At 71.3% G+C, this 25,206-nt stretch carries 29 protein-coding genes, 2 tRNA genes and 1 riboswitch; of the genes, 12 read left to right on the top strand and 19 right to left on the bottom strand.

Going from position 1 to position 25,206, the window contains the following annotated elements:
* Nucleotides 1-2: 2 nt before the first annotated feature.
* Together ID804_RS10530 and ID804_RS10525 are read right to left on the bottom strand one after the other, a co-directional pair.
* Nucleotides 3-803: a TerC family protein gene (locus tag ID804_RS10530; RefSeq protein WP_169079895.1), complete on the bottom strand. Its 801-nt coding sequence runs from the start codon at nucleotides 801-803 to the stop codon at nucleotides 3-5.
* A 47-nt stretch (nucleotides 804-850) separates the two neighbouring features.
* The gene (locus ID804_RS10525; RefSeq protein ID WP_169079893.1) at nucleotides 851-1,654 is read right to left on the bottom strand and encodes a hypothetical protein; all 804 of its coding nucleotides are present in this window, start codon (nucleotides 1,652-1,654) and stop codon (nucleotides 851-853) included.
* A gap of 34 nt (nucleotides 1,655-1,688) precedes the next feature.
* Nucleotides 1,689-1,799: riboswitch (TPP riboswitch) on the top strand.
* A gap of 53 nt (nucleotides 1,800-1,852) precedes the next feature.
* Between ID804_RS10525 and ID804_RS10520 the strand changes: the two genes are divergently transcribed.
* The 3 genes from ID804_RS10520 to ID804_RS10510 are packed head-to-tail and all read left to right on the top strand — an operon-like array spanning nucleotide 1,853 to nucleotide 5,265.
* Nucleotides 1,853-2,491, top strand: a complete 639-nt coding sequence (locus ID804_RS10520; protein ID WP_169079891.1) for an ECF transporter S component — start codon at nucleotides 1,853-1,855, stop codon at nucleotides 2,489-2,491.
* Nucleotides 2,478-4,778: an ATP-binding cassette domain-containing protein gene (locus ID804_RS12450; protein WP_169079889.1), complete on the top strand. Its 2,301-nt coding sequence runs from the start codon at nucleotides 2,478-2,480 to the stop codon at nucleotides 4,776-4,778. Before ID804_RS10520 ends, ID804_RS12450 begins: the two co-directional genes overlap by 14 nt.
* Complete coding sequence (locus tag ID804_RS10510) at nucleotides 4,762-5,265, top strand: nucleoside/nucleotide kinase family protein (RefSeq protein ID WP_169079887.1); 504 nt, start codon at nucleotides 4,762-4,764, stop codon at nucleotides 5,263-5,265. The genes ID804_RS12450 and ID804_RS10510 overlap by 17 nt, the downstream gene beginning before the upstream one ends.
* 18 nt (nucleotides 5,266-5,283) lie before the next feature.
* Here ID804_RS10510 and ID804_RS10505 read toward each other — a convergent pair whose 3' ends face one another.
* From ID804_RS10505 to ku, 5 genes are all read right to left on the bottom strand, one after another.
* Nucleotides 5,284-6,498, bottom strand: a complete 1,215-nt coding sequence (locus ID804_RS10505) for a serine hydrolase (protein WP_169079885.1) — start codon at nucleotides 6,496-6,498, stop codon at nucleotides 5,284-5,286.
* Nucleotides 6,499-6,567: 69 nt separating this feature from the next.
* Entirely contained in the window at nucleotides 6,568-6,852 is a 285-nt protein-coding gene (locus ID804_RS10500; protein WP_169080252.1) for a metallopeptidase family protein, read from the bottom strand.
* 83 nt (nucleotides 6,853-6,935) lie between these two features.
* A complete protein-coding gene (locus ID804_RS10495) occupies nucleotides 6,936-7,493 on the bottom strand; it encodes a DUF2017 family protein (protein ID WP_169079883.1) in 558 nt (185 codons plus the stop codon).
* Nucleotides 7,490-7,798: an ATP-dependent Clp protease adapter ClpS gene (clpS, locus tag ID804_RS10490; RefSeq protein ID WP_169079881.1), complete on the bottom strand. Its 309-nt coding sequence runs from the start codon at nucleotides 7,796-7,798 to the stop codon at nucleotides 7,490-7,492. The genes ID804_RS10495 and clpS overlap by 4 nt, the downstream gene beginning before the upstream one ends.
* 49 nt (nucleotides 7,799-7,847) lie before the next feature.
* Complete coding sequence (gene ku, locus ID804_RS10485; RefSeq protein ID WP_169079879.1) at nucleotides 7,848-8,807, bottom strand: non-homologous end joining protein Ku; 960 nt, start codon at nucleotides 8,805-8,807, stop codon at nucleotides 7,848-7,850.
* Between the two features lie 89 nt (nucleotides 8,808-8,896).
* Here ku and ID804_RS10480 point away from each other — a divergent pair, with 89 nt between their 5' ends.
* Nucleotides 8,897-11,368 carry an ATP-dependent DNA ligase gene (locus ID804_RS10480; RefSeq protein WP_169079877.1) on the top strand — a complete coding sequence of 824 codons (2,472 nt, stop codon included), beginning with the start codon at nucleotides 8,897-8,899 and terminating at the stop codon, nucleotides 11,366-11,368.
* Nucleotides 11,369-11,419: 51 nt separating this feature from the next.
* Here ID804_RS10480 and ID804_RS10475 read toward each other — a convergent pair.
* Nucleotides 11,420-11,495 (bottom strand) — tRNA-His (locus ID804_RS10475).
* 107 nt (nucleotides 11,496-11,602) lie between these two features.
* Complete coding sequence (gene orn / locus ID804_RS10470) at nucleotides 11,603-12,226, bottom strand: oligoribonuclease (protein ID WP_169079875.1); 624 nt, start codon at nucleotides 12,224-12,226, stop codon at nucleotides 11,603-11,605.
* Nucleotides 12,227-12,269: 43 nt separating this feature from the next.
* Between orn and ID804_RS10465 the strand changes: the two genes are divergently transcribed.
* From ID804_RS10465 to ID804_RS10455, 3 genes are all read left to right on the top strand, one after another.
* Nucleotides 12,270-12,533, top strand: coding sequence for a glutaredoxin family protein (locus ID804_RS10465; protein WP_169079873.1), 264 nt, complete (start codon nucleotides 12,270-12,272; stop codon nucleotides 12,531-12,533).
* A gap of 30 nt (nucleotides 12,534-12,563) precedes the next feature.
* Nucleotides 12,564-12,636, top strand: a tRNA-Arg gene (locus tag ID804_RS10460).
* 191 nt (nucleotides 12,637-12,827) lie between these two features.
* Nucleotides 12,828-14,246, top strand: coding sequence for a pyridoxal phosphate-dependent decarboxylase family protein (locus tag ID804_RS10455; protein ID WP_317451266.1), 1,419 nt, complete (start codon nucleotides 12,828-12,830; stop codon nucleotides 14,244-14,246).
* 25 nt (nucleotides 14,247-14,271) lie between these two features.
* On the opposite strand, the gene ID804_RS10450 is transcribed toward ID804_RS10455, so the two are convergent.
* The 3 genes from ID804_RS10450 to ID804_RS10440 form a co-directional block, all read right to left on the bottom strand.
* A complete protein-coding gene (locus tag ID804_RS10450; RefSeq protein ID WP_169079871.1) occupies nucleotides 14,272-15,234 on the bottom strand; it encodes a hypothetical protein in 963 nt (320 codons plus the stop codon).
* Between the two features lie 69 nt (nucleotides 15,235-15,303).
* The gene (locus ID804_RS10445) at nucleotides 15,304-16,269 is read right to left on the bottom strand and encodes an EamA family transporter (protein WP_169079869.1); all 966 of its coding nucleotides are present in this window, start codon (nucleotides 16,267-16,269) and stop codon (nucleotides 15,304-15,306) included.
* A gap of 1 nt (nucleotide 16,270) precedes the next feature.
* Nucleotides 16,271-17,278: an aldo/keto reductase gene (locus tag ID804_RS10440; protein ID WP_169079867.1), complete on the bottom strand. Its 1,008-nt coding sequence runs from the start codon at nucleotides 17,276-17,278 to the stop codon at nucleotides 16,271-16,273.
* A gap of 95 nt (nucleotides 17,279-17,373) precedes the next feature.
* Between ID804_RS10440 and msrA the strand changes: the two genes are divergently transcribed.
* Nucleotides 17,374-17,901 (top strand): peptide-methionine (S)-S-oxide reductase MsrA, encoded by a 528-nt coding sequence (gene msrA / locus ID804_RS10435; RefSeq protein ID WP_169079865.1) that lies wholly within the window; start codon nucleotides 17,374-17,376, stop codon nucleotides 17,899-17,901.
* A 97-nt stretch (nucleotides 17,902-17,998) separates the two neighbouring features.
* Nucleotides 17,999-18,205 (top strand): methyltransferase, encoded by a 207-nt coding sequence (locus tag ID804_RS10430; RefSeq protein WP_223159132.1) that lies wholly within the window; start codon nucleotides 17,999-18,001, stop codon nucleotides 18,203-18,205.
* A gap of 33 nt (nucleotides 18,206-18,238) precedes the next feature.
* On the opposite strand, the gene ID804_RS10425 is transcribed toward ID804_RS10430, so the two are convergent.
* Complete coding sequence (locus ID804_RS10425; RefSeq protein WP_317451265.1) at nucleotides 18,239-18,736, bottom strand: DUF2087 domain-containing protein; 498 nt, start codon at nucleotides 18,734-18,736, stop codon at nucleotides 18,239-18,241.
* A 70-nt stretch (nucleotides 18,737-18,806) separates the two neighbouring features.
* A complete protein-coding gene (locus ID804_RS10420; RefSeq protein WP_169079859.1) occupies nucleotides 18,807-19,490 on the bottom strand; it encodes a DUF4386 domain-containing protein in 684 nt (227 codons plus the stop codon).
* 92 nt (nucleotides 19,491-19,582) lie between these two features.
* Between ID804_RS10420 and ID804_RS10415 the strand changes: the two genes are divergently transcribed.
* From ID804_RS10415 to ID804_RS10405, 3 genes are all read left to right on the top strand, one after another.
* Nucleotides 19,583-20,278 carry a TetR/AcrR family transcriptional regulator gene (locus tag ID804_RS10415; RefSeq protein ID WP_169079857.1) on the top strand — a complete coding sequence of 232 codons (696 nt, stop codon included), beginning with the start codon at nucleotides 19,583-19,585 and terminating at the stop codon, nucleotides 20,276-20,278.
* Nucleotides 20,279-20,436: 158 nt separating this feature from the next.
* The gene (locus ID804_RS10410) at nucleotides 20,437-20,592 is read left to right on the top strand and encodes a hypothetical protein (RefSeq protein WP_169079855.1); all 156 of its coding nucleotides are present in this window, start codon (nucleotides 20,437-20,439) and stop codon (nucleotides 20,590-20,592) included.
* A 9-nt stretch (nucleotides 20,593-20,601) separates the two neighbouring features.
* On the top strand, nucleotides 20,602-20,820 hold the full coding sequence (locus tag ID804_RS10405; protein ID WP_169079853.1) for a hypothetical protein: 219 nt from the start codon (nucleotides 20,602-20,604) through the stop codon (nucleotides 20,818-20,820).
* Nucleotides 20,821-20,823: 3 nt separating this feature from the next.
* Here ID804_RS10405 and ID804_RS10400 read toward each other — a convergent pair whose 3' ends face one another.
* The 5 genes from ID804_RS10400 to ID804_RS10380 all read right to left on the bottom strand — a co-directional run bounded on the left by ID804_RS10400 (nucleotide 20,824) and on the right by ID804_RS10380 (nucleotide 24,838).
* A complete protein-coding gene (locus ID804_RS10400) occupies nucleotides 20,824-22,335 on the bottom strand; it encodes a phage tail tape measure protein (RefSeq protein WP_169079851.1) in 1,512 nt (503 codons plus the stop codon).
* A gap of 363 nt (nucleotides 22,336-22,698) precedes the next feature.
* A complete protein-coding gene (locus ID804_RS10395) occupies nucleotides 22,699-23,961 on the bottom strand; it encodes a phage major capsid protein (protein WP_188219199.1) in 1,263 nt (420 codons plus the stop codon).
* Between the two features lie 7 nt (nucleotides 23,962-23,968).
* Nucleotides 23,969-24,370: a helix-turn-helix domain-containing protein gene (locus ID804_RS10390; RefSeq protein WP_169079847.1), complete on the bottom strand. Its 402-nt coding sequence runs from the start codon at nucleotides 24,368-24,370 to the stop codon at nucleotides 23,969-23,971.
* Nucleotides 24,354-24,647: a hypothetical protein gene (locus ID804_RS10385; RefSeq protein ID WP_169079845.1), complete on the bottom strand. Its 294-nt coding sequence runs from the start codon at nucleotides 24,645-24,647 to the stop codon at nucleotides 24,354-24,356. The genes ID804_RS10390 and ID804_RS10385 overlap by 17 nt, the downstream gene beginning before the upstream one ends.
* Nucleotides 24,644-24,838, bottom strand: coding sequence for a hypothetical protein (locus ID804_RS10380; RefSeq protein WP_169079843.1), 195 nt, complete (start codon nucleotides 24,836-24,838; stop codon nucleotides 24,644-24,646). Before ID804_RS10380 ends, ID804_RS10385 begins: the two co-directional genes overlap by 4 nt.
* Nucleotides 24,839-25,206: the final 368 nt, after the last annotated feature.

The raw sequence follows: 25,206 nt of genomic DNA, 5'->3' as shown, positions 1-25,206 counted from the left end.
CGCTACTGCTTCGGGTCGCCGACGGGCTCGCCCGTCTCCTTCACGAGCACGGGGCGCAGGTGCACGGGCTCGACGGGCGCAGCGTTGCGGCGCTTCGCGGCGCGGCGGCGGGCGGCGAGGTTGAGCATCTCGACGCCGATCGCGAAGGCGATGGGGCCGTAGATGAGCGCCTTGTCGATCTTGACCTCGAAGCCCTCGGCGATGAGCATCGCGCCGATGAGCACGAGGAAGGCGAGCGCGAGCATCTTCACCGTGGGGTGGCGGTTGACGAAGTCGCTCACGGCCTTGGCACTGAAGAGCATGATGACGACGGCGATGACGACGGCCGCGACCATGACCCACAGTTCGTCGACCATGCCGACGGCGGTGATGACCGAGTCGATCGAGAACACGAGGTCGACGAGCAGGATCTGCGCGATGACGGCGCCGAAGGTGACGGCCTTGCCGCCGGAGGAGGCGTGCCCCTCCTCACCCTCGAGGCGCTCGTGGATCTCGGTGACGGCCTTGTAGACCAGGAAGAGCCCGCCGAGGATCAGGATCATGTCCTTGCCGGAGAAGCCCATGCCGAACAGCTCGAAGACGTCGGCGGTGAGGGTGATCACCCACGAGGCGGCGAACAGCAGCCCGATGCGCAGGAACATCGCGAGCGAGAGCCCGACGATGCGCGCCCGGTTCTGCTGCTCGGGCGGCAGCTTGCCCGCGAGGATCGAGATGAACACGACGTTGTCGATGCCGAGCACGATCTCGAGCACGAGCAGCGTGGCGAAGGCGACGAGCAGTTCCGGGGTGAGGGCGAGCTCCATGCGAGCGATCCTACTGATGCCCCCTGCTGGCGACCCGGCGGCGCCGGTCAGGCCGCGTCGTCGCTCCAGCCCAGGCGCTGCCTGACGGTCGCGGCCGCCTCCACGGGCCACTCGCTCCAGCGGGCGATGCCGCTCGCCTCGGCGACGTAGAGCAGGCCCCGCGCGGCAGTCTCCGGGTCGCGCTCGAGGGCGCGCTCGATGAGCGCGGCGAGCTCCGGATGCACCTGCTCGAGCCTGCGGTAGACGTCGAGGTCGTCCAGCCGCGGGTCGTTCGCGCCGGGCACGACGCGCCGATGCAGGGCGAGCAGGTGGGCGAGCGCGTGGGTGCGGATGAACTGCCCCGCGGTGAGCGTCTCGCCGCGGCGCGCGCGGCCGACGCCGATGAGCACGAGGGTGAGGAAGAGCTGCGCGTGCTGCAGCGGGCTCAGCTCGGTGCCGGGCTTCGGGCGCGCGGCGACCTCGCGCATGGTCGTGTAGATGCCGCCGCGGTCGAGCGGCACCTCGAAGGCGTTGGCGTGGGCGAGCCGCAGCTCATCGGGCCCGAACACGGCGAACTCCAGCACGTGCCCGTCGCGGTAGACGCCCTTGACGCCGTGCGCGGTGTCGCGCACCACGATGACGAGCTCGTCGGCGTCGGGCAGCCAGCTGACGTCGGCACGCATCGCCTCGGCGGCGTGCAGGCTGTCGCAGACCACGAGGAAGTCGTGGTCGCTCCACTCGTCGACGCGCGAGCGGTCGGCGGTCGAGCCGGCGAGCACGAGGCCGGTGACCTCGGGGCGCGCCTCGAGGGAGGCGATGAGACGGTCGAGGTAGGCGGAGAAGGCGCGGCGGATGCCGGAGGCGTCGAGCATGCGCACCACCCTAGGCGGCGGCGGGCGTACACTGAGCGGCGTACACGGGAGTCCGGTGAGCCGGGCTGAGAGGAAGCTGCTCCAAGCTTCGACCGTCGAACCTGATCCGGGTCATGCCGGCGCAGGGAGGACATCTCGCACCCGTGCCGAACCGTTCGGCGCCGCACCGTGGCGCCCTTCTCGAAAGGCACGATCCGCATGGTCTCGACCGAAGCATCCACCACCGCCCCCACCGGCCGCCCGGCCCGACCGTCGCTGCGCTGGCGCGTCGTCGACATCGTCGTCGCGAGCGTGCTCGGCGTCGCCGGCGGCCTCGTCATGACGGTGTGGAACCTCGTCTACTCGCCGCTCACGGCGCCCATCGAGGCGGCGCTGCCCGGCCTGCAGGCGCTGCTGTACGGCGTCTGGCTGTTCCCCGCGGTGCTCGTCGCGCTCGTCGTGCGCAAGCCGGGCGCGGCGCTCTACGGCGAGCTGCTCGCCGCGGCGACGTCGGCGCTGCTCGGCGGCTTCTGGGGCTGGACGGCCGTGCAGTGGGGTCTCGTGCAGGGTCTCGGCGCCGAGCTCGTCTTCGCGCTGCTGCTCTACCGGGCGTGGGGTCTCGTTCCCGCGCTGCTCGCCGGCCTCGGCGCGGGCGTCGGCATGGCCGTCATGGATCTGACCTTCTACTACGCCGGCGCGCGCCCCGAGTTCGCCGTCATCTACGCCGCGAGCGCTATGGTCTCGGGCGCGCTGCTCGCCGGTGGCGGCTCGTGGCTCCTCGTGCGCGGCCTCGCGCGCACGGGCGCGCTGAGCCGGTTCGCGGCGGGTCGCGAGCACGCGGCGCGTGCCGATTCCTGACGCCCGACGGGGCGAGGCGGCGGATGCTGCGCTCGCCCCGCACGGCGCCGCCTCGCTCGCCGCGCGCGACTGGAGCTTCACGCCCGCGGGCCGCGCCGAGCCCGTGCTCGCCGGCCTCGACCTGACGGTCGAGCCCGGCGAGCGCGTGCTGCTGCTCGGCGCCTCCGGCAGCGGCAAGTCGACGCTGCTGCAGGCCTTCGCTGGTGTGCTCGGCGGCGATGACGAGGGGGTGCGCTCGGGCGCGCTCGAGGTGGACGGCGTCGAGCCGGGTGCGGCGCGTGGTCGCGTCGGGCTGCTGCTGCAGGATCCGGATGCGCAGCTCGTGCTCGCGCGCGCCGGCGACGATGTCGCCTTCGGCCCCGAGAACCTCGGCGTGCCGGCCGACGAGATCGCGCGGCGCGTGCCGCAGGCGCTCGCCGCCGTCGGTCTCGACCTGCCGCTCGACGCCGACACGACGCGGCTGTCGGGCGGGCAGAAGCAGCGGCTCGCGCTGGCCGGGGTGCTCGCCCTGCGGCCGGGCGCGCTGCTGCTCGACGAGCCGACCGCCCAGCTCGACCCGGCGGGGGTGCGCGAGGTCGCCGCGGCCGTCGCCGCCCTGGTCGCCGACCGCTCGATGACGCTGCTCGTCGTCGAGCACCGCGTCGACGTGTGGGCGCCGCTCGTCGACCGCGTCGTCGTGCTCGAGCACGGGCGGGTCGTGGCCGACGGGCCCGTCGCCGACGTGCTGCGCGAGCAGGGGGAGCGGCTCGCGGCGCGCGGGGTGTGGGTTCCCGGGCGCTCGCCCGAGCATCCCGCCCCCGCCTCTCGCGAGCCGGGGCAGGTGCTGCTCGCCGCGCGCGGGCTCGCCGTGCGGCCGGCCGGCGGCGCCGTCGTGCAGCGCGGGCTCGACCTCGACGTGCGCGCCGGCGAGGTCGTCGCGCTCACGGGCGTCAACGGCGCCGGCAAGACGACGCTCGCCCTCACGCTCGCGGGCCTGCTCGACGCCGCCGAAGGTCAGGTGACGGCGACGGATGCCCTGCTCGCCGTGCCGCCGCCCGTCGACTCTCCCGCCCCCGCCTCGTGGAGCTCGCGCGCCCTCGTCGCCCGCCTCGGCGTCGTCTTCCAGAACCCCGAGCACCAGTTCGTCGCGCCGACCGTGCGCGCCGAGCTCGAGGTCGGCCCGCGCGCGCTCGGCCGCGACGACGCCGAGGCCCGCACGATCGCCGAGCCGCTCCTCGACCGGCTGCGGCTGCGGCACCTCACCGGGTCGAGCCCGTTCACGCTCAGCGGCGGCGAGCAGCGGCGGCTCTCCGTCGCGACGGCCCTCGCGACGGCGCCGCCCGTGCTCGTGCTCGACGAGCCGAGCTTCGGGCAGGATGCGCGCACCTGGGCCGAGCTCGCCGCCCTGCTCGCCGCGCACCGCGACGCCGGGGGAGCCGTCGTGATGGCCACGCACGACCGCGAGCTCATTGCGGCGCTCGGCGCGCGCGAGGTGGTGCTGCCCGCGCCCGCTCCCGCGCCTCGAGCCGTGGAGACCCCGCGCAACGCCCGCCGCCCGCTCGTCGAGCGCCTCAACCCCGTCGCTGCGATCGCCGCGAGCCTGCTGCCGGCGCTGCTGCTCATCGTGACCCTCGACGTCGTCTCGGCCGGGGTCGCGCTCGCGCTGCAGCTCGCCCTGCTGCCGCTGCTCGGCGTGCCGTGGCGCCTGCTGCTGCTGCGCCTCTCACCCGTGCTCGTCGGCGCCCCGCTCACCGCGCTCACCCTGCTGCTCTACGGCGAGGAGCGCGGCCGGGTCTACGCCGAGTTCCTGCTCGTGCGCATCAGCGACGGCTCCATCGAGGTCGCGCTCGCGACGCTGCTGCGCGTGCTCGCGATCGGCATCCCGGCGATCGCGCTGTTCGCCCGCCCCGACGCGACGCGGCTCGGCGACGCGCTCGGGCAGAACCTGCGGCTGCCGGCCCGCTTCGTGCTCGGCGCCGTCGCGGCCCTGCGGCTCGTGACGCTGCTGCGCGACGACGCGCGCACGCTCGAGCGCGCGCGTCGGGCCCGCGGCACGGGCGACCGGGGGCGCATCCGCCGCCTCGCGGGGCTGCTGCTGGCCCTGCTGGTGCTGTCGATCCGCCGCGGGTCGGCCCTCGCGATCGCGATGGAGGCGCGCGGCTTCGGAGCCCCCGTGCGGCGCACCTGGGTGCGACCCTCGCCGTGGCGCGGCGTCGACACGGCCGCCGTGCTCGTCGGCCTCGGCATCTCCGTCGCCGCGCTCGGCGCCGCCCTGCTCACGGGGAGCTTCCGTGCCGTCATCGGCTGAGCCCGCCCGCCCGCGCGTCACCCTCGTCGACGGCCGCAGCGGCTCGGGCAAGACGACGTGGGCCACGGAGCTCGCCGCCCGCACCGGCGCGCGCATCCTGAGCCTCGACGAGATCTATCCGGGGTGGGATGGCCTCGAGGCCGCCGAGGCGCACGTCATCGCACACCTGCTGACGCCGCTCGCCGAGGGCCGCGACGGCCGCTACCGCACGTGGGACTGGGCGCTCGGTCGCCCCGGCGAGTGGCGCACGGTGGATGCCCGCCTCCCGCTCGTCGTCGAAGGCTGCGGTGCGCTGAGCCCCGCCTCGCGATCGCTCGCCCACCACGGCGTCTGGATCGAGCTCGACGCCGCCGCCCGACGCGCGCGCGCGATCGCGCGCGACGGCGAGAGCTTCGCGCGCGAGTGGGAGCGCTGGGCTCGCCAGGAGGAGTGGCACGCGCGCCTCCACGACCCGCGCGGCTGCGCCGACGAGGTCGTCGCCGGCTGACCTGCGTGCTCGGTGCGGCTAGTCGAGCCAGCGGTCGAGCACCGTGAGCGGGTCGGCGAAGCGCCAGGCGATGCCGGGCTCGCCGATCGCGCCGGCCGTCTCGACGCGCACCGACTGGGTGCCGCTCGCCGTCTCGATCTCGAGCCGGCCGATGCTCGTGCCGCTCAGCACCGAGCGCCGCTCGGCGACCTCGATGCGCGCCTCGACCTCCGTCGCGTCGAGCGACAGGATCGTCGCCGACTCGAGCGCGATGAGGTCGACGGCGCGACCCCAGTCGCTGCGCAGCTCGCCGACGACGTCGCCGACCTCGACCACGGGCACCGGCTGCAGGCCCTCCTGCAGCGAGGGCACGAGCGCCGCCACGGCCGCGTTCGCCGCGTCGTACCCGGGCTGCCCGACGACGACGGCGCCGGCGAGCACGTCGCCGACGGGCACGAAGAGCAGCTGGCAGACACCGGCCGCATCCGTATAGCTGTTTGCGGCGCCCAGCGCGCCGAGGTCGGCGGCCACGGCGGCGTTGTCGTCGAAGCGCTGCCCGACGGCCGACTGCGGGCGCTCCCGCAGCAGGCCGGCGAGGGTGGGCTGCGCGGCGATGCGCTGGGCGAGCACGCCGAGGTCGCGCGCCGTGGCGACGTTCGCGCGGTTGAGACCCGTTGCATCGACGATCGTCGTGTCGGGCATCCCGTTCGCGGTCAGCCAGGTGGCCGCCTGCTCGACGTAGGCCTCCACGCTGCCGAAGGCCGCCTCGGCGAGCAGCTCGGCGGAGTTGTTGCCCGAGCCGATGACGGTCGCCGCGAGCAGGTCGCGGGTCGTCCAGGTCTGGCCGTTCGACACTGGCACGATGCGCACGCCGCTGGCCTCGAGGCCGCGCTGGCGCTGCACGTCGGCGGCGTCGATCGTCACGGTCGGGCCCCCGCGACCCGGCTCGAGCTGGGTCTGCTCGATCGCGACGAGCGCGAGCACGAGCTTGGTGATGCCCGCGATCGGCACGGGCTCCTCGCCACCTGCCGTGACGGGGTCGCCGGTGGGCAGCGCGACGGCGCTCGCGCCCGACTCCGGCAGCACGATCGAGGTCGCGCCCTGCTCGAGCGCGCTCGTGTCGATGTCGACCACCTCCGCCGTGAGCGGGGGGATGGGGCTCAGCAGCGCCCCGGCCGCCCAGACGGTGACGAGCACGACCGCGACGGCGAACAGGCTCGAGATGGTGCGCCAGACGCGTCGTGCCGGTTCCATGCCGACAGGGTAGGCCGGGCGGTCCACCCGGCGTCGGGGGGCGCGCCGACCCGGTCGCGCTCGACGCGATCAGCCCCAGCCGAGGCGGTGCAGCTCGTCGTCGTCGATCCCGAAGAAGTGCGCGATCTCGTGCACGAGCGTGATGTGGATCTGCTCGCGCAGCTCATCGAGGTCGTCCTCCGCGATCGCGAGCAGCGGCTCGCGGTACAGCACGATGCGGTCGGGCAGCTCACCGAAGCCGTACTGTCCGCGGTCGGTGAGGGCGACGCCGTGGTACTCGCCGAGCAGGTCGAGCGAGCCGTCCTCCGGGCGATCCTCGACGACGAAGACCACGTTGTCGAGACCCTCGACCATGTCGTCCGGCAGTGCGTCGAGCTCGTCGACGACGAGCGCCTCGAAGGCCTCCTCGTCGAGGTCGAGGGCCCGTCGCTCCTCGCTCACGAGGCTTCCGCGGCGCGGTCGAGGGCGCGCACGAGGTCGTCCTGCATCCAGGCGAGCCAGTCGTAGAGCTCGGCCATGCCGGAGCGGCGCTCGAGGTCGTCGTCGGTCTCTTTCCCGGTCTCGTCGCTCGGCTCGTCGCCGCCGGGCGACGTGAGCGCGTCGGCGAGGTCCATGCGCTCGGCGAGCACGAGGCGCAGATCGCCGATCGCGCGCATCCAGTCGATCGCGCCGGCCTCGTCGAGGCGGATGCGCGTCGTCTGCGAGGCGACCGCCGCGTCGGCGAGGTCGGCCGACAAGCGCGCAGCGAAGCCGGCCTTGCGCTCGGCGAGCCCGCGACGGCTCAGGCGGCGCCACTCGTCGGCGGCCTCGGGGTCATCGCGGTACGCGTCGGGCAGCAGGCGGCCGAGCGCGGGGTCGGCCTCGACGAGCTCGGCGTCGTCGGCGACCTCGCCCAGCAGCCCGGCGAGCTGGTCGGCGAGCGAGGCGAGCACGCGCGCCTCCTCCGGCTCCAGCAGCGCCTCGAACGCGCCGTCGACCGGCACGAAGCCCCTCATCGCGGCACCCGCTCGAGCGTCGCCCACAGGCCGTACTCGTGCATGGCCTCGACGTGGCGCTCCATGGCCTCGCGGTTGCCCTCGGCGACGACCGCCCGGCCCTCGTGGTGCACCTGCAGCATGCGCTGCTCGGCGGTCGGGGCATCCATGCCGAAGTGGCGACGGAAGACCCACGCGACGTAGCTCATGAGATTGACCGGGTCGTTCCAGACGACGGTCTGCCACGGCACCTCGCTCGCGTGCAGCTCGCGGCGCGCGACGTCGACGCCCTCGTCGACGAGGGGCACGGCGGGCAGGGCGGGCATGCGGCCATTCTCCCGCACGGCGCTGCGCGGGCCGTGCGCGCGGCCAGACTCAGGCCGACTTCTTTGCCGCCGACGAGCGCTTCGCGGCGGGCTTCTTCGCCGCAGTCTTCGTCGCGGCAGTCTTCGTCGCGGCAGTCTTCTTCGCGGCGGCCGGCTTCGTCGCGGTCTGCCTCTTCGCAGCCGGCTTCGTCGTGGTCTGCTTCTTCGCCCCGCCCTTCTTCGACCGGTTCGTCTCGATGCTGCGCTGCAGGGCGTCCATGAGGCTCAGCACCTCGCCGCCGCCCTCCTCGTCGCCAGACGACTCGCCGAAGGTCTCCTCGGTCGACATCGCGTCGCCCTTCGCGAGCTTCGCCTCGACGAGCTTGCGCAGCTCCTCCTGGTACTCGTCGGTGAAGCGCTCGGGGGCGAAGTCGGAGGCGAACGACTCCACGAGCGAGCGGCTCATGTCGAGCTCCTTCGCGCCGATGCGCACCGAGGCGTCGAGCGACGGGAACCGCGCCTCGCGCACCTCGTCGTCCCACAGCAGCGTCTGCAGCATGAGCACGTCGCCGCGCACGCGCAGGGCCGCGAGCCGCGTCTTCTGCCGCAGCGAGAACAGCACGATCGCGGTGCGCTCCTGCTCCTCCAGCGTGCGGCGCAGCAGCACGTACGCCTTGGGGGAGGAGCCGTCGGGCTCGAGGAAGTAGCTGCGGTCGAACATGATCGGGTCGAGCTGGTCGCTCGGCACGAACTCGACGACGTCGATCTCTTTGCTGCGCTCGCTCGGCAGCGTCGCGAGGTCGTCGTCGGTGAGCACGACGGTGCGCTCGCCGTCGTCGTAGGCCTTGTCGATGTCGCCGAAGTCGACGATCTTCCCGCACACCTCGCAGCGCCGCTGATATCGGATGCGCCCGCCATCGGCGTCGTGCACCTGGTGCAGCGGCAGGTCGTGGTCTTCAGTGGCGCTGTAGACCTTGACGTTAACATTGACGAGCCCGAACGTGATCGCGCCCTTCCAGATCGATCGCATGCCGCCAGCGTGCGCGCGCACCGAGCACACGCCAACCCCCTTGCGCAAAGGGGTGGCAGGCGGCGGATGCCCGGCGCGAGCATGGCCGCATGGCAGGTTCCGACACCCGCGTCACCATCGAGGGCCGCACGCTGAAGCTCACGAGCCTCGACCGCGTGCTGTACCCGGAGACCGGCACGACGAAGGCCGACGTGCTCGCCTACTACGCCGAGGTCGCGCCCGTGATGCTGCCCCACGTGCGCGATCGGCCCGCGACGCGCAAGCGCTGGGTCGACGGGGTGGGCACGGCCGAGCATCCGGGCGCGGTGTTCTTCCAGAAGAACCTCGACGCCTCGACACCCGAGTGGGTCGCACGGGTCGAGGTGCAGCACTCCGATCATGTGAACACGTACCCGCTCGTCAACGACGCGGCGACGCTCGCGTGGCTCGCGCAGATCAGCTCGCTCGAGATCCACGTGCCGCAGTGGCGCGTGGGGCGCACGGGCGCGCCGAAGCGCCCCGACCGGCTCGTGCTCGACCTCGACCCCGGCCCGGGCGTCGGGCTGCCGGAGTGCGCGGAGGTCGCGCGGCTCGCGCGGAGCATCCTGCAGGGGGCGGGCCTCGACCCGCTGCCGGTGACGAGCGGCAGCAAGGGCATCCACCTGTACAGCGCGCTCGACGGCAGCCTCACCTCGGAGCAGGCCTCGCAGCTCGCCCACGAGCTCGCGCGGGCGCTCGAGGCCGACCACCCCGAGCTCGTCGTGAGCGACATGAAGAAGGCGAAGCGCACCGGGCGCGTGCTCGTCGACTGGAGCCAGAACAGCGGCGCGAAGACCACCGTCGCGCCGTACTCGCTGCGCGGGCGCTCGCGGCCGATGGTCGCCGCGCCCCGCACCTGGCGCGAGCTCGCCTCGCCGAGCCTGCGCCACCTCGACCACCGCGAGGTGCTGCGGCGGGCGCGCGAGAAGGGCGACCTGCTCGCCCCGCTCGAGGTCGCGTACACCGACGACGATGACGAGGATGACCGACTCGCGACCTACCGCTCGATGCGGGATGCGCGGCGCACGCCCGAGCCCGTGCCGAGCGCCGTGCCGCCCCCGACCGATGGCCGCCGCTTCGTCATCCAGGAGCACCACGCCCGGCGCCTGCACTGGGATGTGCGGCTCGAGCGCGACGGGGTGCTCGTCAGCTGGGCCGTGCCGAAGGGGCCGCCCGACGACCCGGCGGTGAACCGGCTCGCGGTGCCCACAGAGGACCACCCGATCGAGTACCTCGACTTCGAGGGCACCATCCCGGCCGGCGAGTACGGCGCGGGCGAGATGACGATCTGGGATGCCGGCACCTACGACCTCGAGAAGTGGCGCGACGGCGAGGAGGTCATCGCGACCCTGCACGGGCGGCGCGGCTCGCACCGGTACGCGCTCATCCGCACGGGCGACCGGGCTCCGGCGGGTGTCGCCGGGCCGGGCCGCGCGCAGTGGATCATGCACCTCATGGACGAGGCTCCCGCCGAGCGGTCGGGCCCGGCGTCCGGGGAGCGGCTCGCCCCGCGCGCCGGTCGGCGCGTGCTGCACGGCAGCGGCCAGGCGGCCGCCGCGGCTCGCGCTGGCTCGTCGGCGGTCGCGCCGATGCTCGCGACCGCCGGCACGCCCGCCGACATCGTCGAGCCGGAGGCGTGGGCGTTCGAGATGAAGTGGGACGGCATCCGGGCCCTCGCCCACCTGGACGGCGGCGGGCTCGCCCTGCGCAGCCGCAACGGCGTCGACCTGACCTCCGCCTACCCCGAGCTCGCAGCGCTGCCCGACCTCGTCGAGCGCTCGGTGCGCGCCGCCGGCCCCACGGTGCTCGACGGCGAGATCGTCGCGCTCGACGCCCGCGGCCGCCCTGACTTCGGCCTGCTGCAGCGCCGCATGGGGCTGACGAAGCCGCGCGAGATCGCCGCGATGGTCTCCGCCGTGCCCGTGCAGGTCATGCTCTTCGACGTGGTCGTCGCCGGCGGTGAGGATGCCGCGGGGCTCGACTACGACGCCCGCCGCGAGCTGCTCACCGCCCTCGTGACTGCCTCGGGCTCGGTGCAGGTGCCGCCCGCGTTCGACGGCGCGCTCGACGCCGCGCTCACGACCAGCCGCGAGCTCGGGCTCGAGGGGGTCATGGCCAAGCGGCGAGACAGCGTGTACCGGCCGGGCCGCCGCTCGAGCGCCTGGATCAAGCTCAAGCACGTGCGCAGCCAGTCGGTCGTGGTCGGCGGCTGGCGGCCCGGCGCGGGGCGGCGCGGCGGCGGCATCGGCTCGCTGCTCGTCGGCGTGCCGCAGGGCCGAGGCCTCGCGTATGCGGGTCGCGTCGGCTCGGGTTTCGGCGAGCGCGAGCTCGACGCCCTGCGCGAGCGCCTGCGGGCGCTGGAGACCACCCGGTGCCCGTTCACGGACATCCCCGCGTCGGATGCTCGCGACGCGATCTGGCTGCGCCCCGAGCTCGTCGGCGAGGTGTCGTTCACCGAGTGGACGGGGCCCGGGCGGCTGCGGCACCCCGTGTGGCGCGGGTGGCGCGCCGACGTCGACCCGGGCTCGATCGTGCGCGAGTGAGGCGCGGAACGACGAGACCCCGGCCCGCTGCGCGGAACCGGGGTCTCATGCTGGGGTGAGTAACGGGACTTGAACCCGCGACCCCCTGGACCACAACCAGGTGCTCTACCAACTGAGCTATACCCACCAGGCGTCGGCGCCAGAGGCGCGACCGCTCAATGGTAGTACAGCGCCGGGGCTCCGCGCGCCACGGCCGAGGGCCGGCGTTCGCGGCGCGGCGGGCTGCGTCGAGGCTCAGCTCAGGCGGGGCGCCCAGCGCTCGACGATGGTCGCGGCGATGGCCTGGGCATCCTCGCTGGACGGGCCGGGCTCGGCGACGAAGCCGACGCGGCGGTAGTACTCGAGCTCGCGGATCGACTCCAGGATGTCGGCGAGCGCCCGGTGCCCGCCGTTCTTCGCCGGGGCGTTGAAGTACACGCGCGGGAACCAGCGCCGCACGAGCTCCTTGATGCTCGAGACGTCGACCGAGCGGTAGTGCAGGTGCGCGTCGACGCGCGGCATGTCGCGAGCCAGGAACGAGCGGTCGGTGCCGATCGTGTTGCCCGCGAGCGGCGCCTGGCCGGCGTTCGGCACGTGCTCGGTGATGTAGTCGAGCACCGCCTGCTCGGCCTCCTCCAGGCTCACGCCGTGCTCGAGCTCGGTGAGCAGGCCCGAGCTCGCGTGCATCTCGCGCACGAAGTCGCCCATGCTCGCCAGCGCGCTCTCCGACGGCCTGATGACGACGGCGAAGCCCGGATGCACGGGCTCGAGCTCGTAGTCGGTGATGACCACGGCGACCTCGACGAGCTCGTCCTTCGTGAGGTCGAGACCGGTCATCTCGCAGTCGATCCAGACGAGACGGTCGGTCGCAGCACTCACCCGGGGAGTCTAACCGTCAGCACCGACGGCCTACGCTGGGCGGGTGCTGCTCGAGCTCTACACCTCCGCCTTCTGCGACCCGTGCCACCGGGCCCGCGAGGTCGTCGCCGAGGCGCAGCGGCTCGTGCCCGCGCTCGCCGTCGAGGAGCGCGACGTCGCCGCCCACGCCGCTCGTGCCGAGGAGCTCGGCATCATGAGCACGCCGACGACGATCATCCGCCGCGCCGACGGCTCGGAGGTCGTGCGCGCCGCGGGCGTGCCGACGCTGCCGCGCCTGCTGACGGCGCTCGCCGCGGCCGCCGACTGAGCGCGCCCCTCGGCTACCCTGGAGCGGCCAGCCCTCGTAGCTCAGCGGATAGAGCAGGAGCCTTCTAATCTCTTGGTCGCAGGTTCGATTCCTGCCGAGGGCGCGTTGGAGTGGGTCTCGCGGTGCTTCTCATCTCTTGGTCGCAGGTTCGATTCCTGCCGAGGGCGCCACCATAGGACGCGGTCTTCGTTCGCTACCGAACGGCCACCGTTCCTCCGTAGACTCCGTGTGACTCTCCGGCGCGGCCCACCAGGCTCGCGCCGGATCCACCCGTCCACACGAAGGAGTGCGGTTGTGAGCGCGAAGCGTCCCGTCGATCTGAACGAGCTGCTGCCGCAGGTGATGACCGGCATCGGCGACCTGAAGGCGACCTACGGAACCTGGGATCAGCATCCGTCGACCCACGCCGACCCCGACCAGGTGCACGCGGTGCTCGCCGAGCTCATCGAGCGGCTCGACGACAACTTCCCGTACTTCCACCCGCAGTACGCGGGCCAGATGCTCAAGCCGCCGCACCCCGTCGCGACCGCCGCGTACCTCGCGACGATGCAGCTGAACCCCAACAACCATTCGATCGACGCGAGCCGGGCGACCACCGCCATGGAGCACGAGGTGCTCGACCAGCTCGCCGCCATGTTCGACTACCCGGCCGAGTACATGGGCCACCTCACCTGGAGCGGCACGACCGCGAACCTCGAGGCGCTCTGGATCAGCCGCGAGATCGCACCGGGCAAGGCGATCGCCCATTCAGCGGATGCCCACTACACGCACTCCCGCATGGGCGAGGTGCTCGGCATCGACACCGTGAGCATCCCGACCGACGCCATCGGGCGCATGGAGCTCGACGCCCTCGAGCGCGAGCTCGCCACCGGGCGCATCGGCGTCGTCGTCGCGACCCTCGGCACGACGGGCCTCGGCGCGGTCGACCCGCTGGCCGACATCATCCCGCTCGCGCGGCGGTACGGCGCGCGCATCCACGTCGACACCGCCTACGGCGGGTTCTTCTCGATCATCGCCGACGAGCTCGAGCCGGGGACGGCCCGGCACTTCCGCGCGATCAAGGACGCCGACTCGGTCGTCGTCGACCCGCACAAGCACGGCCTGCAGCCCTACGGCTGCGGTGCGGTGCTGTTCAACGACCAGTCGATCCTGCGGTACTACCACCACGAGTCGCCGTACACCTACTTCGCGAGCACCGAGCGGCACTTCGGCGAGATCCAGCTCGAGTGCTCTCGGGCCGGGGCCTCGGCGGCCGCGCTGTGGGCGACGCTGCGCGTATTCCCGCTCACCAAGGAAGGCCTCGGCGGCATCGTGCTGCCTGGCTACCGCGCGGCCCAGACCTGGCACGGGCTCATCAGCGAGTCCGACATCCTGCAGCCCTACCAGCGGCCCGAGCTCGACATCATCACCTACCTGCCGCGCGTGCGCACGATGGCCGAGCTCGACCGCACGAGTCACGCAATCTTCGAGATGGCGGCCGACACGACGCGCCCGCAGCAGACGCACCTGGCGACCTACGTCGTCAAGCCCGAGCAGCTGCGCGCGCGGGGCATCGACCTCGAGGTTGATGCGCCCACCGGCCGCATCATGCGCAGCGTGCTCATGAAGCCCGAGCATGAGCCGCTCATCCCCGAGATGCACCACCACGTGTCGATGTGGTCGCGTCGCGCGTACGCGGCGACGCACGACGGCGAGGCGGTGCCGGCGAGCTGAGCCCCGCGAGCGGCCCGCTGCCGCGCTAGACGTCGTCGCGGTGGTCGATGCGGTCGCGCACGTTCTGCGCGGGCATCGGCGGGGGAGCGTCGTCGGCGCCCGGCGTCGAGGGGCTCTCGGCGTGATGCTGCACCACGAAGGCCTGCGTCGGCTCGGGGTCGCTCTCGCCCGCGTCGATCGAGCGCGCGTCGGCGACGCTCTCGCTCTCGCCGCCCGGGCTCGAGGTCGAGCTCGTGAGCGTCGGGGCGAACGGCGTCGAGACGACGAGCGGCGTGCCGGCGGTCGGGGGCGTCACGGGCGGCTCGTCGCGCGTGAGCGGGCTGACGGGGCTGACCGGGCTGACGGGCGCCGAGGCGGCGGCGGGGCTCACGGCGCCGGTGGTGGCGGCGGGCGTCGTCGCGACGACGGGCGTCACGGCCGCGGTCTCGCGCTCCGGCGTGTGCTCGGCCTCCCAGCGGGCCTGCTCGGCGACGAGCTGCTGCTCGGCCGGGTCGACCTCGTACTTCCAGCGCTCCAGGTCGGCGCCGAAGAGCTTCTTCGCCTGGCGGGGCTTCTCGCTCCACGCGATGAGGCGGTCGCGGTACTCGGCGAGGGTCTGCTGCGCCTGGAACGAGAAGCCGGCGGAGTTGCGCTTCATGTCCTCCAGCTGGTGGGCGGCCCAGTTGGCGGCGAGCGCGGCGCCTGGCACAGGCAGCAGGCGGATGCGCGTCTCGGCCTCGCCGATGAGGTGGTCGACCTGCACGCGCTCGACGGTGCCGATGGCGTTCCAGCCGGCGGCCTTGCGGCCCGCGAGCACGAGCCCCTGCACGGCGGCGGTGAGCGCGTCGCGCTGGTACTGGGCGATGACGCGCTTCGTCGAGCCGCGCCCGATGAGACCGGCGATGATGCCGGCGACGATGATCGCGACGGCCGGGATGATCACGTTCGACAGCACGCGGCGCCCCTCAGGGGAGCCGAACCAGTCGAGGATGTCGTTCGCCCACTGCATGGTCGCAGGCTACCCCCGCGGTCGCGCGGGCCTCGGATTCGCCACACCCGCGCCGAGCATCCGGATCGATCAGGGAACGGCGGTGTCGCGAACCGTCGTGATGGGGCCCGTGGTGAGGGCCAGATCGGCGTCGACGACCTTCCCGGCGCGGGCCGTCTGAGCGAGGATGACCCCCGCGAGCACGACCGCGGCCCCGACGATCTGCACGACGTCGAGGGTCTCGCCGAGCCAGAGCCAGGCGACCGCGAAGGCGAAGATCACCTCGGAGGAGGCCACGATGCCGGCCGCCGTCGCGGGCAGGAACCGCAGCGCGGCGAGGCTCAGCAGGAACGGGGCGAAGGTGCCGAGCACGACGTTCCAGAGGAGCGGCAGCAGCATCGGTACGACGAGCTCGCCACCGACGCCGCCGATGTCGACCGGCTGCGTGAACACGCTCGCGTCGAGTTCCCACCAGCCGCTGACGAACGACCAGAAGACGGTCGCGATCGTCATCGTCCAGAACGACACCGCGAGGGCGGAGGTCTTCGCCACCTGGCGCTCGCCGATGAGGAAGTACGCCGCGAGGCACACCGCCGCGCCGATCGCCAGCACGACGCCGAGCGCGTCGAGCTCGCTCGACCAGACGCGCGCGACGACGGCGAGCCCGACGAGCACGAGCGCGATCGCGACCCAGAGCCGCGTCTTGACCTGCTCCTTGAAGAAGAAGAACGCGACCAGGGCGACCATGAGCACAGCCGTGTACTCCAGCAGCAGCGCGATGCCAACGGGCAGGCGCTGTACCGCGGCGGCGTAGGTCGCCTGCAGCACGGCGACGCCGACGATGCCGAGCACGATCATGACCGGCCACTGACGGCGCGGCAGCCGGAACGCCGCCCGGTCGACGACGACCAGCACGAGCCCCGCGACGATCGCGGTGCCCAGCAGGCGGAACTGCGTCACCTGCGCGGGGCTCAGCCCCGCCTCCATCATGATCTTCGTGACGCTGCCGTTCGCGCCGAACAGCACCGCCGCCGCGACGGCGAGCAGGTAGCCCATGTCAGCTCCGCGAGCCCGTGCCGTGCACCGCGTGCGGCTCGATGGCGGCGAGCTCGTCGGCGGTCAGCGCGGCGCCGTGCAGGGCATCCAGGCTGTCGTCGAGCTGGCGGACGCTGCTCGCGCCGATGAGGGCGCTCGTCACCTGCGGGTGGCGCAGCACCCAGAGCAGGGCGAGCTGCGCGAGCGATTGGCCGCGGCCCTCGGCGATCGCGTTGAGGGCGCGGGCGCGCTCGAGGTAGGTCTCGTCGATGTTGTCGCCGCTGATCCAGCGACCCTCGGCGGCGCGCGAGCCGGCCGGAACGCCGTCGAGGTACCGGTTCGTGAGCAGCCCCTGCGCGAGCGGCGAGAAGACGATGCTGCCGATGCCGGTCTCGGTGAGGGCATCCAGCAGGCCGTGCTCCATGCGGCGATCGAACATGTTGTACCGCGGCTGGTGGATGAGCAGCGGCACACCGAGCTCGCCGAGGATCCGGTGCGCCTCGCGCGTCTGACCGGCGTCGTAGTTGGAGATGCCCGCGTAGAGCGCCTTGCCGCTCTGCACGGCCGTCGCGAGCGCGCCCATCGTCTCCTCGAGCGGGGTCTCGGGGTCGGGGCGGTGACTGTAGAAGATGTCGACGTAGTCGAGGCCCATGCGCGTCAGGCTCTGGTCGAGCGAGCTCAGCAGGTACTTGCGCGAGCCCCACTCGCCGTAGGGGCCCGGCCACATGTAGTAGCCCGCCTTCGTCGAGATGATGAGCTCGTCGCGGTACGGCCCGAAGTCCTCGTGCAGGATGCGCCCGAAGTTCGTCTCGGCGCTGCCGTCGGGCGGCCCGTAGTTGTTCGCGAGGTCGAAGTGCGTCACGCCCCGGTCGAAGGCGCGGCGCAGGATCGCCCGCTGCGTCTCGATCGGCCGGTCGTCGCCGAAGTTGTTCCAGAGCCCGAGCGAGATGCGGGGCAGCTTGAGGCCGCTGCGGCCGACCCTCGCGTACTCGAGCTGCTCGTAGCGGTCATCGGCGGCGACGTGGGGCATGCCGTCACTCTAGTGCGCGGCGAGGCCGCGCTCGTATCGATTCGATCGGCGCGGATGCTCGGCTCGCGCTCCGCGCGCCCGCCTACGATGGCGGCATGCGAACCTTCCATCTCGCCGGCGGATGCTTCTGGTGCCTCGACGCGGTCTACCGCGTGCTCGACGGCGTGCACGACGTCGTCTCCGGCTACACCGGCGGCACCGTGGCGCACCCCTCGTACGAGCTCGTCTGCACCGGCACGACCGGTCACGCCGAGGCGGTGAAGGTCGTCTTCGACCCGGCCGTGATCCCCGCCGACGTGATCCTCGACGTGTTCTTCACCCTGCACGACCCGCGTCAGCTGAACCGCCAGGGCAACGACGTCGGCACGCAGTACCGCTCGGCGATGTTCTACGCCGACGAGGAGGAGAAGGCCCTCTTCGAGGCGGCGCGAGACCGCGCCGACGGCTACTGGGAGGGCGGCATCGTCACCGAGATCACGCCGCTGGGGGAGTGGTTCGACGCTGAGGAGTACCACCAGGACTTCTTCGCCAAGAACCCCGGGCAGGGCTACTGCCTCGCCGTGGCCCTGCCGAAGGTCAACAAGATCAGGGCGTCGTACGCGCCCTACGTCAAGGCTTCCTGAGGGCATCCGTCGGCCCCTCGACAGGCTCGCCGCGGCGGCGTAGCGTCGGCCACGCACGGCGCAGTGCGCGCCGCGGGAGGAGGGCTCGACGATGAGCATGAGCACCGGAACGCAGCAGACCTGGGTCGCGGCCGGCCCCGCAGGCACGGTCGGCTGGATCCATCGCGAGGGCGAGCGGTTCACCGTTCGCCTGCGCGCCGACGATGACGCTCGCGGGCCCTTCGGCTCGCTCGACGCGGCCAAGGGGGCGCTGCACGCGGCGCTCGGGCCGGGCGCCGACCGACCGGAGTTCCGCGAGCACTGAGGCTCGGCGCGCCGCCCGCTCGGGCCGACGTCGTCAGGCCGGGCGGGCGTACTCCGAGCCGTCGCGGCGGCGCTCGAGCAGCCCCGCGTCGACCAGGTAGCGCCGGAGGGCCGCCGGGTCGCTGAACACGGCGCCGAGCCGCTCGGTGACGGTCGCCTCATCGGCGACCTCGCCCAAGGCGAGCGCGCGCTCGGCGGCCCAGGCGAGCAGCTCGGCCCGATCGCTCGCGCTCGACGGCCAGCGCTCGATGCGGCCGTCGCGCACGAAGCGCGCGATACCGGTGGGCCGCTCGATCGGTGCGCTGCGCAGCAGCTGCCGGAACACCTCCGGCCGCGCCACGAGGTCGTCGCCGCGCTGCTCGGCGAGGCCCGCGTCGACGAGGGTGCGCATGACGCGCGCCTGCTTCGCCGCCGACAGCGCCTCGAGCGCCGCCCCTGCGTCGTGCCCGGCGAGCAGGGCACCCGCGACGGGGCGGGCGTCGTCGTTGGCGAGCGCCGCGATGATGGGGCGCCAGGCGGCGTCGTGCGTCACGGTTCCTCCTCGTCGGCCGAGCATGCCACGGCCCCCGGCCCGCACGCGAGTCGGGGGCCGTGCCGCTCGGTCAGACTCGACCGGATGCCGCGATCGCGTCGTCGACGCCGCCCGCGACGGGCGCGCCGGGGGCGGCTGCGGGCATCCGCACGCCCCTGATCGTCAGCCACAGCCCGAGCGACAGCTCCCACGCGGCGATCGGCAGGGCGGTGAGGGCGCCGACGGGCGACACCTGCTCCCAGGCGCCGAGGACGACCCCGAACGAGCTCGCGAGCAGCAGCGGTGCGCCGACGAGGCCGATGAGGGGGATGATGCGCGGCACGAGGCGGCCGCGCAGCATGACCCTGCCCAGCAGCGCGGCGTTGATCGACGCCATGAACGCGGGGCCGAGCAGGAACGCCGCGTCGTGCAGCTCGATGAGCACGGGCGCGCCCGCCGCGGTCGGGCCGAGCTCGATGAGCGCGATGAGCGCGAGCGCACCGCTGAGGATCATCGCCGCCTCGATCGTGCGCGAGGCCACGAAGCCGACGGCGAGCGGCTCGCTGATGCGCCGGGCGAGCGGCAGCAGGGCGATCGCCGTGCCGACGCACGTGAAGGCGAGCGCGATCTCGAGCGCGGTGCCGAGCGCGGCGAGCCCGGGTTCGTCACTGCCCTCGAGCAGCGGCGTCTTGAGGGCCAGGGCGGGGAACGACGTGGCGAACGTCGCGAGGTAGAGGATGCCCGCCCAGAGGGCGAGCCGGCGGTCGGTGGTCATGCGCGGTCTCCGGATGCTCGGCGGGTGTACGGCGTACACCTCGGGATCGCCTCACTCTAGGTGTACGCTGTACACCCGTCAAGGGAGGGCGCATGACCGAGCAGAGCCGACCCCCGGCCGGGTCGAGAGCGGCCGCCTCGCCGCTCAGTCGCTCGCGCGTCGTGCGGGCGGCGATCGCGCTGGCCGACGCCGAGGGGCTCGAGGCCGTCAGCATGCGCCGACTCGCCGCCGAGCTCTGCGTGGTGCCCATGGCGCTCTACAAGCACGTCGCGAGCAAGGGAGACCTCGTCACCGCGATGATCGACGCGATCGTCTCCGACTACCCGACGCCCGCCGAGGGCTCGGAGTGGACCGCGGCGATCCGCGCGCGCGTGCTCGGCGCCCGCGCGGCCCTGCTGGAGCATCCCTGGCTGCGCACCGCCATCGAGGGGGCGACCGAGCGCACGCCTGCGGTGCTCGGTCACATGAACGCTCTCGTCGGCGATCTCGTCGCCGGCGGCTGCTCGTACGACCTCGCCCACCACGCCATGCACGCGCTGGGGCACCGCATCTGGGGGTTCAGCCCCGAGGCCTTCGCCTCGAGCGGAGCGGCCGCCACGTCGCCGGCGCCCGACCCGCAGCTGCTCGCCCAGATCGCGCGGGCGTTCCCGCACATCGCCGGCGTCGCCGCCGAGCAGCAGCGGCGCCACCCCGCCGGGTGCGACGAGCGGTTCGAGTTCGAGTTCACGCTGGATCTGCTGCTGGAGTCGTTCGCCCGCCTGCGCGACAGCGGCTGGCAGTCGAGCTGACCGCTCCTCCCCACCCGCGAGGGCGAGCGCGAGCGTCCACCGGTCGTGCTCCCGCCATCCGGTGCGGTCGCCGGCGGCGCATCCTCGTCGCGGGCGCCGGCGCTCTCCGGCACGAACCGCCGGCGCCCACCCGACACCGGCTACTGAAGGAGCACGCCATGACCGACACCATCACCCTCACGGGGCTCGTCGCGACGACCCCGCGGCACATCGTCACGAGCGAGGGCGCAACAGTTTCTAGGGAACTAGGTCGAAGTCCGCAACATGAAAAACGGGCGGGCAAGTCCGTAGACCGCCCGCCCGCGCGCTTGTAAGTTCTTCTCATGGCCTCCACAGACCGCGAGTTCGATGACGAGAAGATCCTCCAAGCACTTCAAAACAAGTTCGGGCTGATCGTGCCCGAGAACGCCGAATCTGTAGACATTGAGGTCGAGTACGACGCGCCTGTCGTGAACCACACCGTGGGCGCATACTTCAACATCTCGCTTCGCATCAGAACGAACAGCGAGACCGCCGACGAAATCCTTCGCGCGCAGCTCTAGGCACTAGAGCACGAGTCCCTTGCGGATGAGTCCAACGTCCTGAGCGGCCTGGATCGCCTTCACGATCTCGCGGCCCATCTCGCCCTGCGTGCGTGTGCTGACGCCGGATACGGTCACGTTTACCGTCAGGCCATCTCCGCCCAGCCCGTACCGTGCAAGGGCGGACTGACTCAACGGAATCACCGCCTCCGCAGAACCGGCCTCACCGATCACCGCGTTCGTCCCGCCAGGGGTAGGCAACACAATGCCTCCCTCAGCCATGTACCGAGGACGCGTGCCCCCGCTGCCGCTGAACGCCCCGCTACTGCGGTTCTGCTGAAAGTTCCGAGCAATCCGGTCAAGTCCCGACTGATCCATCGTGAACCGCCCAATGGTGCCAATACGCGGCAACCCGACAGCCGACAGCAACCCATTGACCGCCCGAATGACAGTGTTGATGCCCGCGATCATGTTGTTGATCATGTTCTGAATGAACCCGTTCACGCCTCGAGCAATCCCAACCAACGCACCGCCGACCTGCGCGGCCGCGTCGATCACGCCGAGGCGGAACTTCTCGAAGTTGCGGAACACGTGAACGATCCACGCCGAGGCCGCAATGAGCGCCGCAACCACGATGCCTACAGGGTTCGCAGCCATAGCGCCGTTCAGCAGCCACTGCGCGGCCGTCGCTGCGCCGATGGCACCCGTCACGAGCGCGAGCTCGTCCTTCCACTTCACAACCCAGTCAACAAAGTCACTCAAGTTCGGGATCGCCTCATCAACGATCCAGTCGGTTAGCCCCTCAACCGCTTTCGCGCCGTCGCCCTCTAACCACTCCGCGAAATCCATCAGCTTCGGCATCAGCGCTTCGCCGATCTTCTCTTGAATCTCACCGAACCGGTTCCGCAACTGCTCGAGGGTGCCGGCCGCAGTCTTCGCGTCTTCCTCCGCGAAACCTCCAACCTGCTTCCGCAGACCCGCCATGATCTGATCGAAGTTCCCGGCAACCGACCCCGTATCCACAAAGTCGATACCCACGTCCTTCAACGCGCGCCCCTGACCGAGCAGCGCCTTACCCAACTGCTCTGACGCGGACGTGAGATCCTGCCCGGTACGGGCGGCGAAGTCCAACAGCAGCGGGGTGAGATCTTCAAGCTGCTGCCCGGTCAACTCGTACTGCAAGAGCACCGACTGTGCTGACGCGATCGCGTCATCGTCAAACCGGGTCTTCTTCATCAGCGCTTCGTTCAGCCGACCCAACGCCTTGATGTTCGTATCAGCCGCCTTCGGAAACTTCTCAAGCGCAAACCGAAGCCGATTCTGCGACTCCTGCGCCTCAGCAAACGCCTTCACCGACTCCACACCAAAAGCAACCGCAGCCGCACCCGCAACCGCCAACCCCGCAGCCATCGCCTTGCCAACACTCGCCATCCGCTTACCCAGCGAATCGGCTTCCTTGCCAACGCCGCGCATCGTCTTCGAAGCGCTCTTGTCCTTACCGAAAATCTCAAATGACAAGCTCTTCTTGATCGCCATAACGCGACCTCCAATCAAAAGCCGAAACAAGCGGCCAGGTTTAAACTCGACCCCCCATGGGGTTCACCGCGCAGTCTTCATCTCGTACCCCCCCGAGGGGAGGGGGGGGTTCGCGCGCGCGATGGGGTAGGGGTCTCATCGCTCAGAAATTGAAAGATGGCGCGGTCTTCTCGGTTTGCCCCGGCCAGAAAGTCGGGATAGTGCGTGTGCCCCCGTCAGCGGCTCTGTGAGCGCGTCAGGGGGCACACGGTGGCTGGACGCTAACGCGGTGTCTGAGATGGTCTCTGGGGGCCGCTCAGCGTCACTCCCGAGGGTCGGTGGTTGTCTACCTGCCGACTGTCGGGGCCGTCGCCTCAGCTGCTACTAGGTAGCGCTGTGGGCGAAGTACTTCAGCGCGCCGGTGGTGTCCCCGAGAGCACCGTCCATGCGTGCCACGCAGCGGAACGCGATCTGGTCGGTGTCGAACTTGAACTCCTCCGACCGCTCGAAACGGATGCCGTTGATGCGGCGCACGTAGTACTTCGAGAAGTCACCGAACAGGACGCTCTTGGCGTTTGCGCCCATTGCGGGCATGTTCGGGTCGATGTAGACCGGACGGCCAAGGATGGTGCCGGCCGCGCCGGAACCCGTGGGGATGTCGGCCGAGAACACGTAGCGGCCGTCAGCGTCGCGAAGCTTGCGGATCGCGGCGAGCGTCGCCGAGCGCATGAGCCACGCGGCGGACTCCGAACGGGCGTACGGGGCCGCGACGGAGGCGTAGAGATCCTGCAACAGGTCTCCACCCTGACCGGCAGTGGTGTGCGTGCCGAAGCTTGACGCCGTACCGGTCGGGCCGGTGTTGCCGAGCGTCGCGCCCGTGAGAGCGCCAGTCGGCTGGCCGGTGCCAGTGCCGGTGATCGCGTGAGCGCCGAACGCGCGGCCAAGCGCCTCACCCGACTCGCGGGCAAGCCAACCCTCGAGGTCGAAGTTCGCGTCCTCCGCGAGCTCACGCGTGATGTAGACCATGAAGGCGTACTTGTACGCGTTGAGGGTGAACGTGTCGAGCGTCGGCTCGGACGTGCCGATCTGCGCACCCTCGGTGACGATCGCGGCCGTCGAGAACGCGGTGCTCTTCGGGATCCGCAGCGGCTCACCCGACTGCGACTGAATGACGGTCGCGCCGGCCGAGAGGATCGCGGACTCGTCAACCATGTGCGTCAGCACGCGGTCGAAGAACGAAACGCCACGCATTCCGGCCGAGCCGGTCGAGGTCGAGAGGGCGCGACGCTCGATGCCGGGTCGGAAGTAGCTGCGCACCTCCTCCTCAGCGGTCTTGAACTCCAGCGGCGCGTTGCTGCGGGTCAGGATGGTGTTGCGGATCTCGTCGGCAACCTCCGACTGGCGGCGGCTCGCGGGCTGGCCGAGCAGACCACGCATCGTCTCCTCGGTCTGGCGTGCGCTGCGCTCGTCGTCCTCGAGTCGGCGGATCTGCGCGCCGATGCTCTCGAGGTCGGCGGTGAGCGCTTCGTACTGCCGCTCTTCCTCCCCGTAGAGGCCGCGCTTCTCGTTCTTGGCACGGTCGAGCAGTCGCTTCGCCTGCTCCCATGTGCTGTTGCGGGACTCCCGCAGCATGTCAATCCTGCTCATGTCACTCCTAGTTCTGGTGTCGCGCTCGGTAATGTGCGAGCGCCGTTCGGCTGATGCGATAGCGGCCGTCAACCAGTTCGGCTTCGATTCGTCCTTCGGCGCATGCTTTCCGTGCGCCTCTGGTCGTGAATCCCAAATGGTCAGCCAATTCGCTTGTTGTTAGCCATTCCGATTGTGTGGGCCGTTCCTCTTTCGGTGCCGCCCGTGTTCCTTCGATCTGTTCACGCCATTTCTTCGCGCCGAGGCGAATGGCGATCAAAACGTTGTCGGCATGCGGAAACTTGCCACGATTATTTGCTGTCCACGTTTCGAAGTTTCCTGCTTGGTAGAGGAACGCGCATGCCCATGAAGGAACAATTACCGTGTCGCCGTGCAGGTAATGCTCGGGTGGCCTATTTGCTATCGTCATAGATCCGCGAAGTGATCCGAGCGAATTCGAGATGTTCCCGCAGCTTGAGCGCTTCGGCTTGTGCGTCGGGATGCCGTTCGAGTGCAACGGCGAGAATCGCGCCAATGTCCATCGATTCGCCCAACAGGTTCCCGAGCACTTCGAGAAGCTGCTCCCGGTCGAGGCCGTCAGTGTGCTCGGTGATGATGCGGCGAACTTCGAGAGGCTGACCGATCTGTGTCTGGAGCAGGTCGGTCATGATCTTGTTGCCGAGGTTGAGGGCTTCGTCCCTGGTCATCGGTTGCCCTTCTTGGTCGTGAACGTGTAGCCGTCGAGACGGTCGGAAGCGTTGCGGTAGAGACCGCAGCCGGGGGCGCGCCAGTTGAGGCCCGATGCGACGCCTCGGTGCAGGTGGCGACGGCGGCAGTAAGGGCAGGTGATCCATGCGTCGTTGCCTTGACGGGTGACATGGGTTGCTTCGGGGATCATGCGTGGTCGCTTTCGTCGGTGAGGTGGAGGGCCGCGTATTCGCGGTTGAGGGATTCGCAGGCATAGCAGCGGGGAAGGAAGACCTGCGCCGCATGCCGGGGGCATCGTGCGCCGTAGTCGTTGTGGCTGCCGAGCATCACCGGCCACCCCCATCCTGCGGGGGTGTGATTTGTGTGATGTTGTGACTTTCGAAGCCTGAAAGTCTCAAAGTCACACTTGTCACAGGCCCGTAGAGGCCCCGTGCGAGCCCCCTGTGCGTCAGGATGGGGTGAGACACCAGCACTGCTGACCTTCGCACTGCACGGGGCGAGAACGGACCAATACTGAGATGACGATGACGGTTGCTGACGTCGGCACCGATGATGGGG

It is taken from the genome of Microcella alkalica (assembly GCF_014595885.1).
GTDB classification, from domain to species: domain Bacteria; phylum Actinomycetota; class Actinomycetes; order Actinomycetales; family Microbacteriaceae; genus Microcella; species Microcella alkaliphila_B.
The sequence above is the reverse complement of the archived record's forward strand: the minus strand, read 5'-3'. Positions and strand labels throughout refer to the sequence as shown.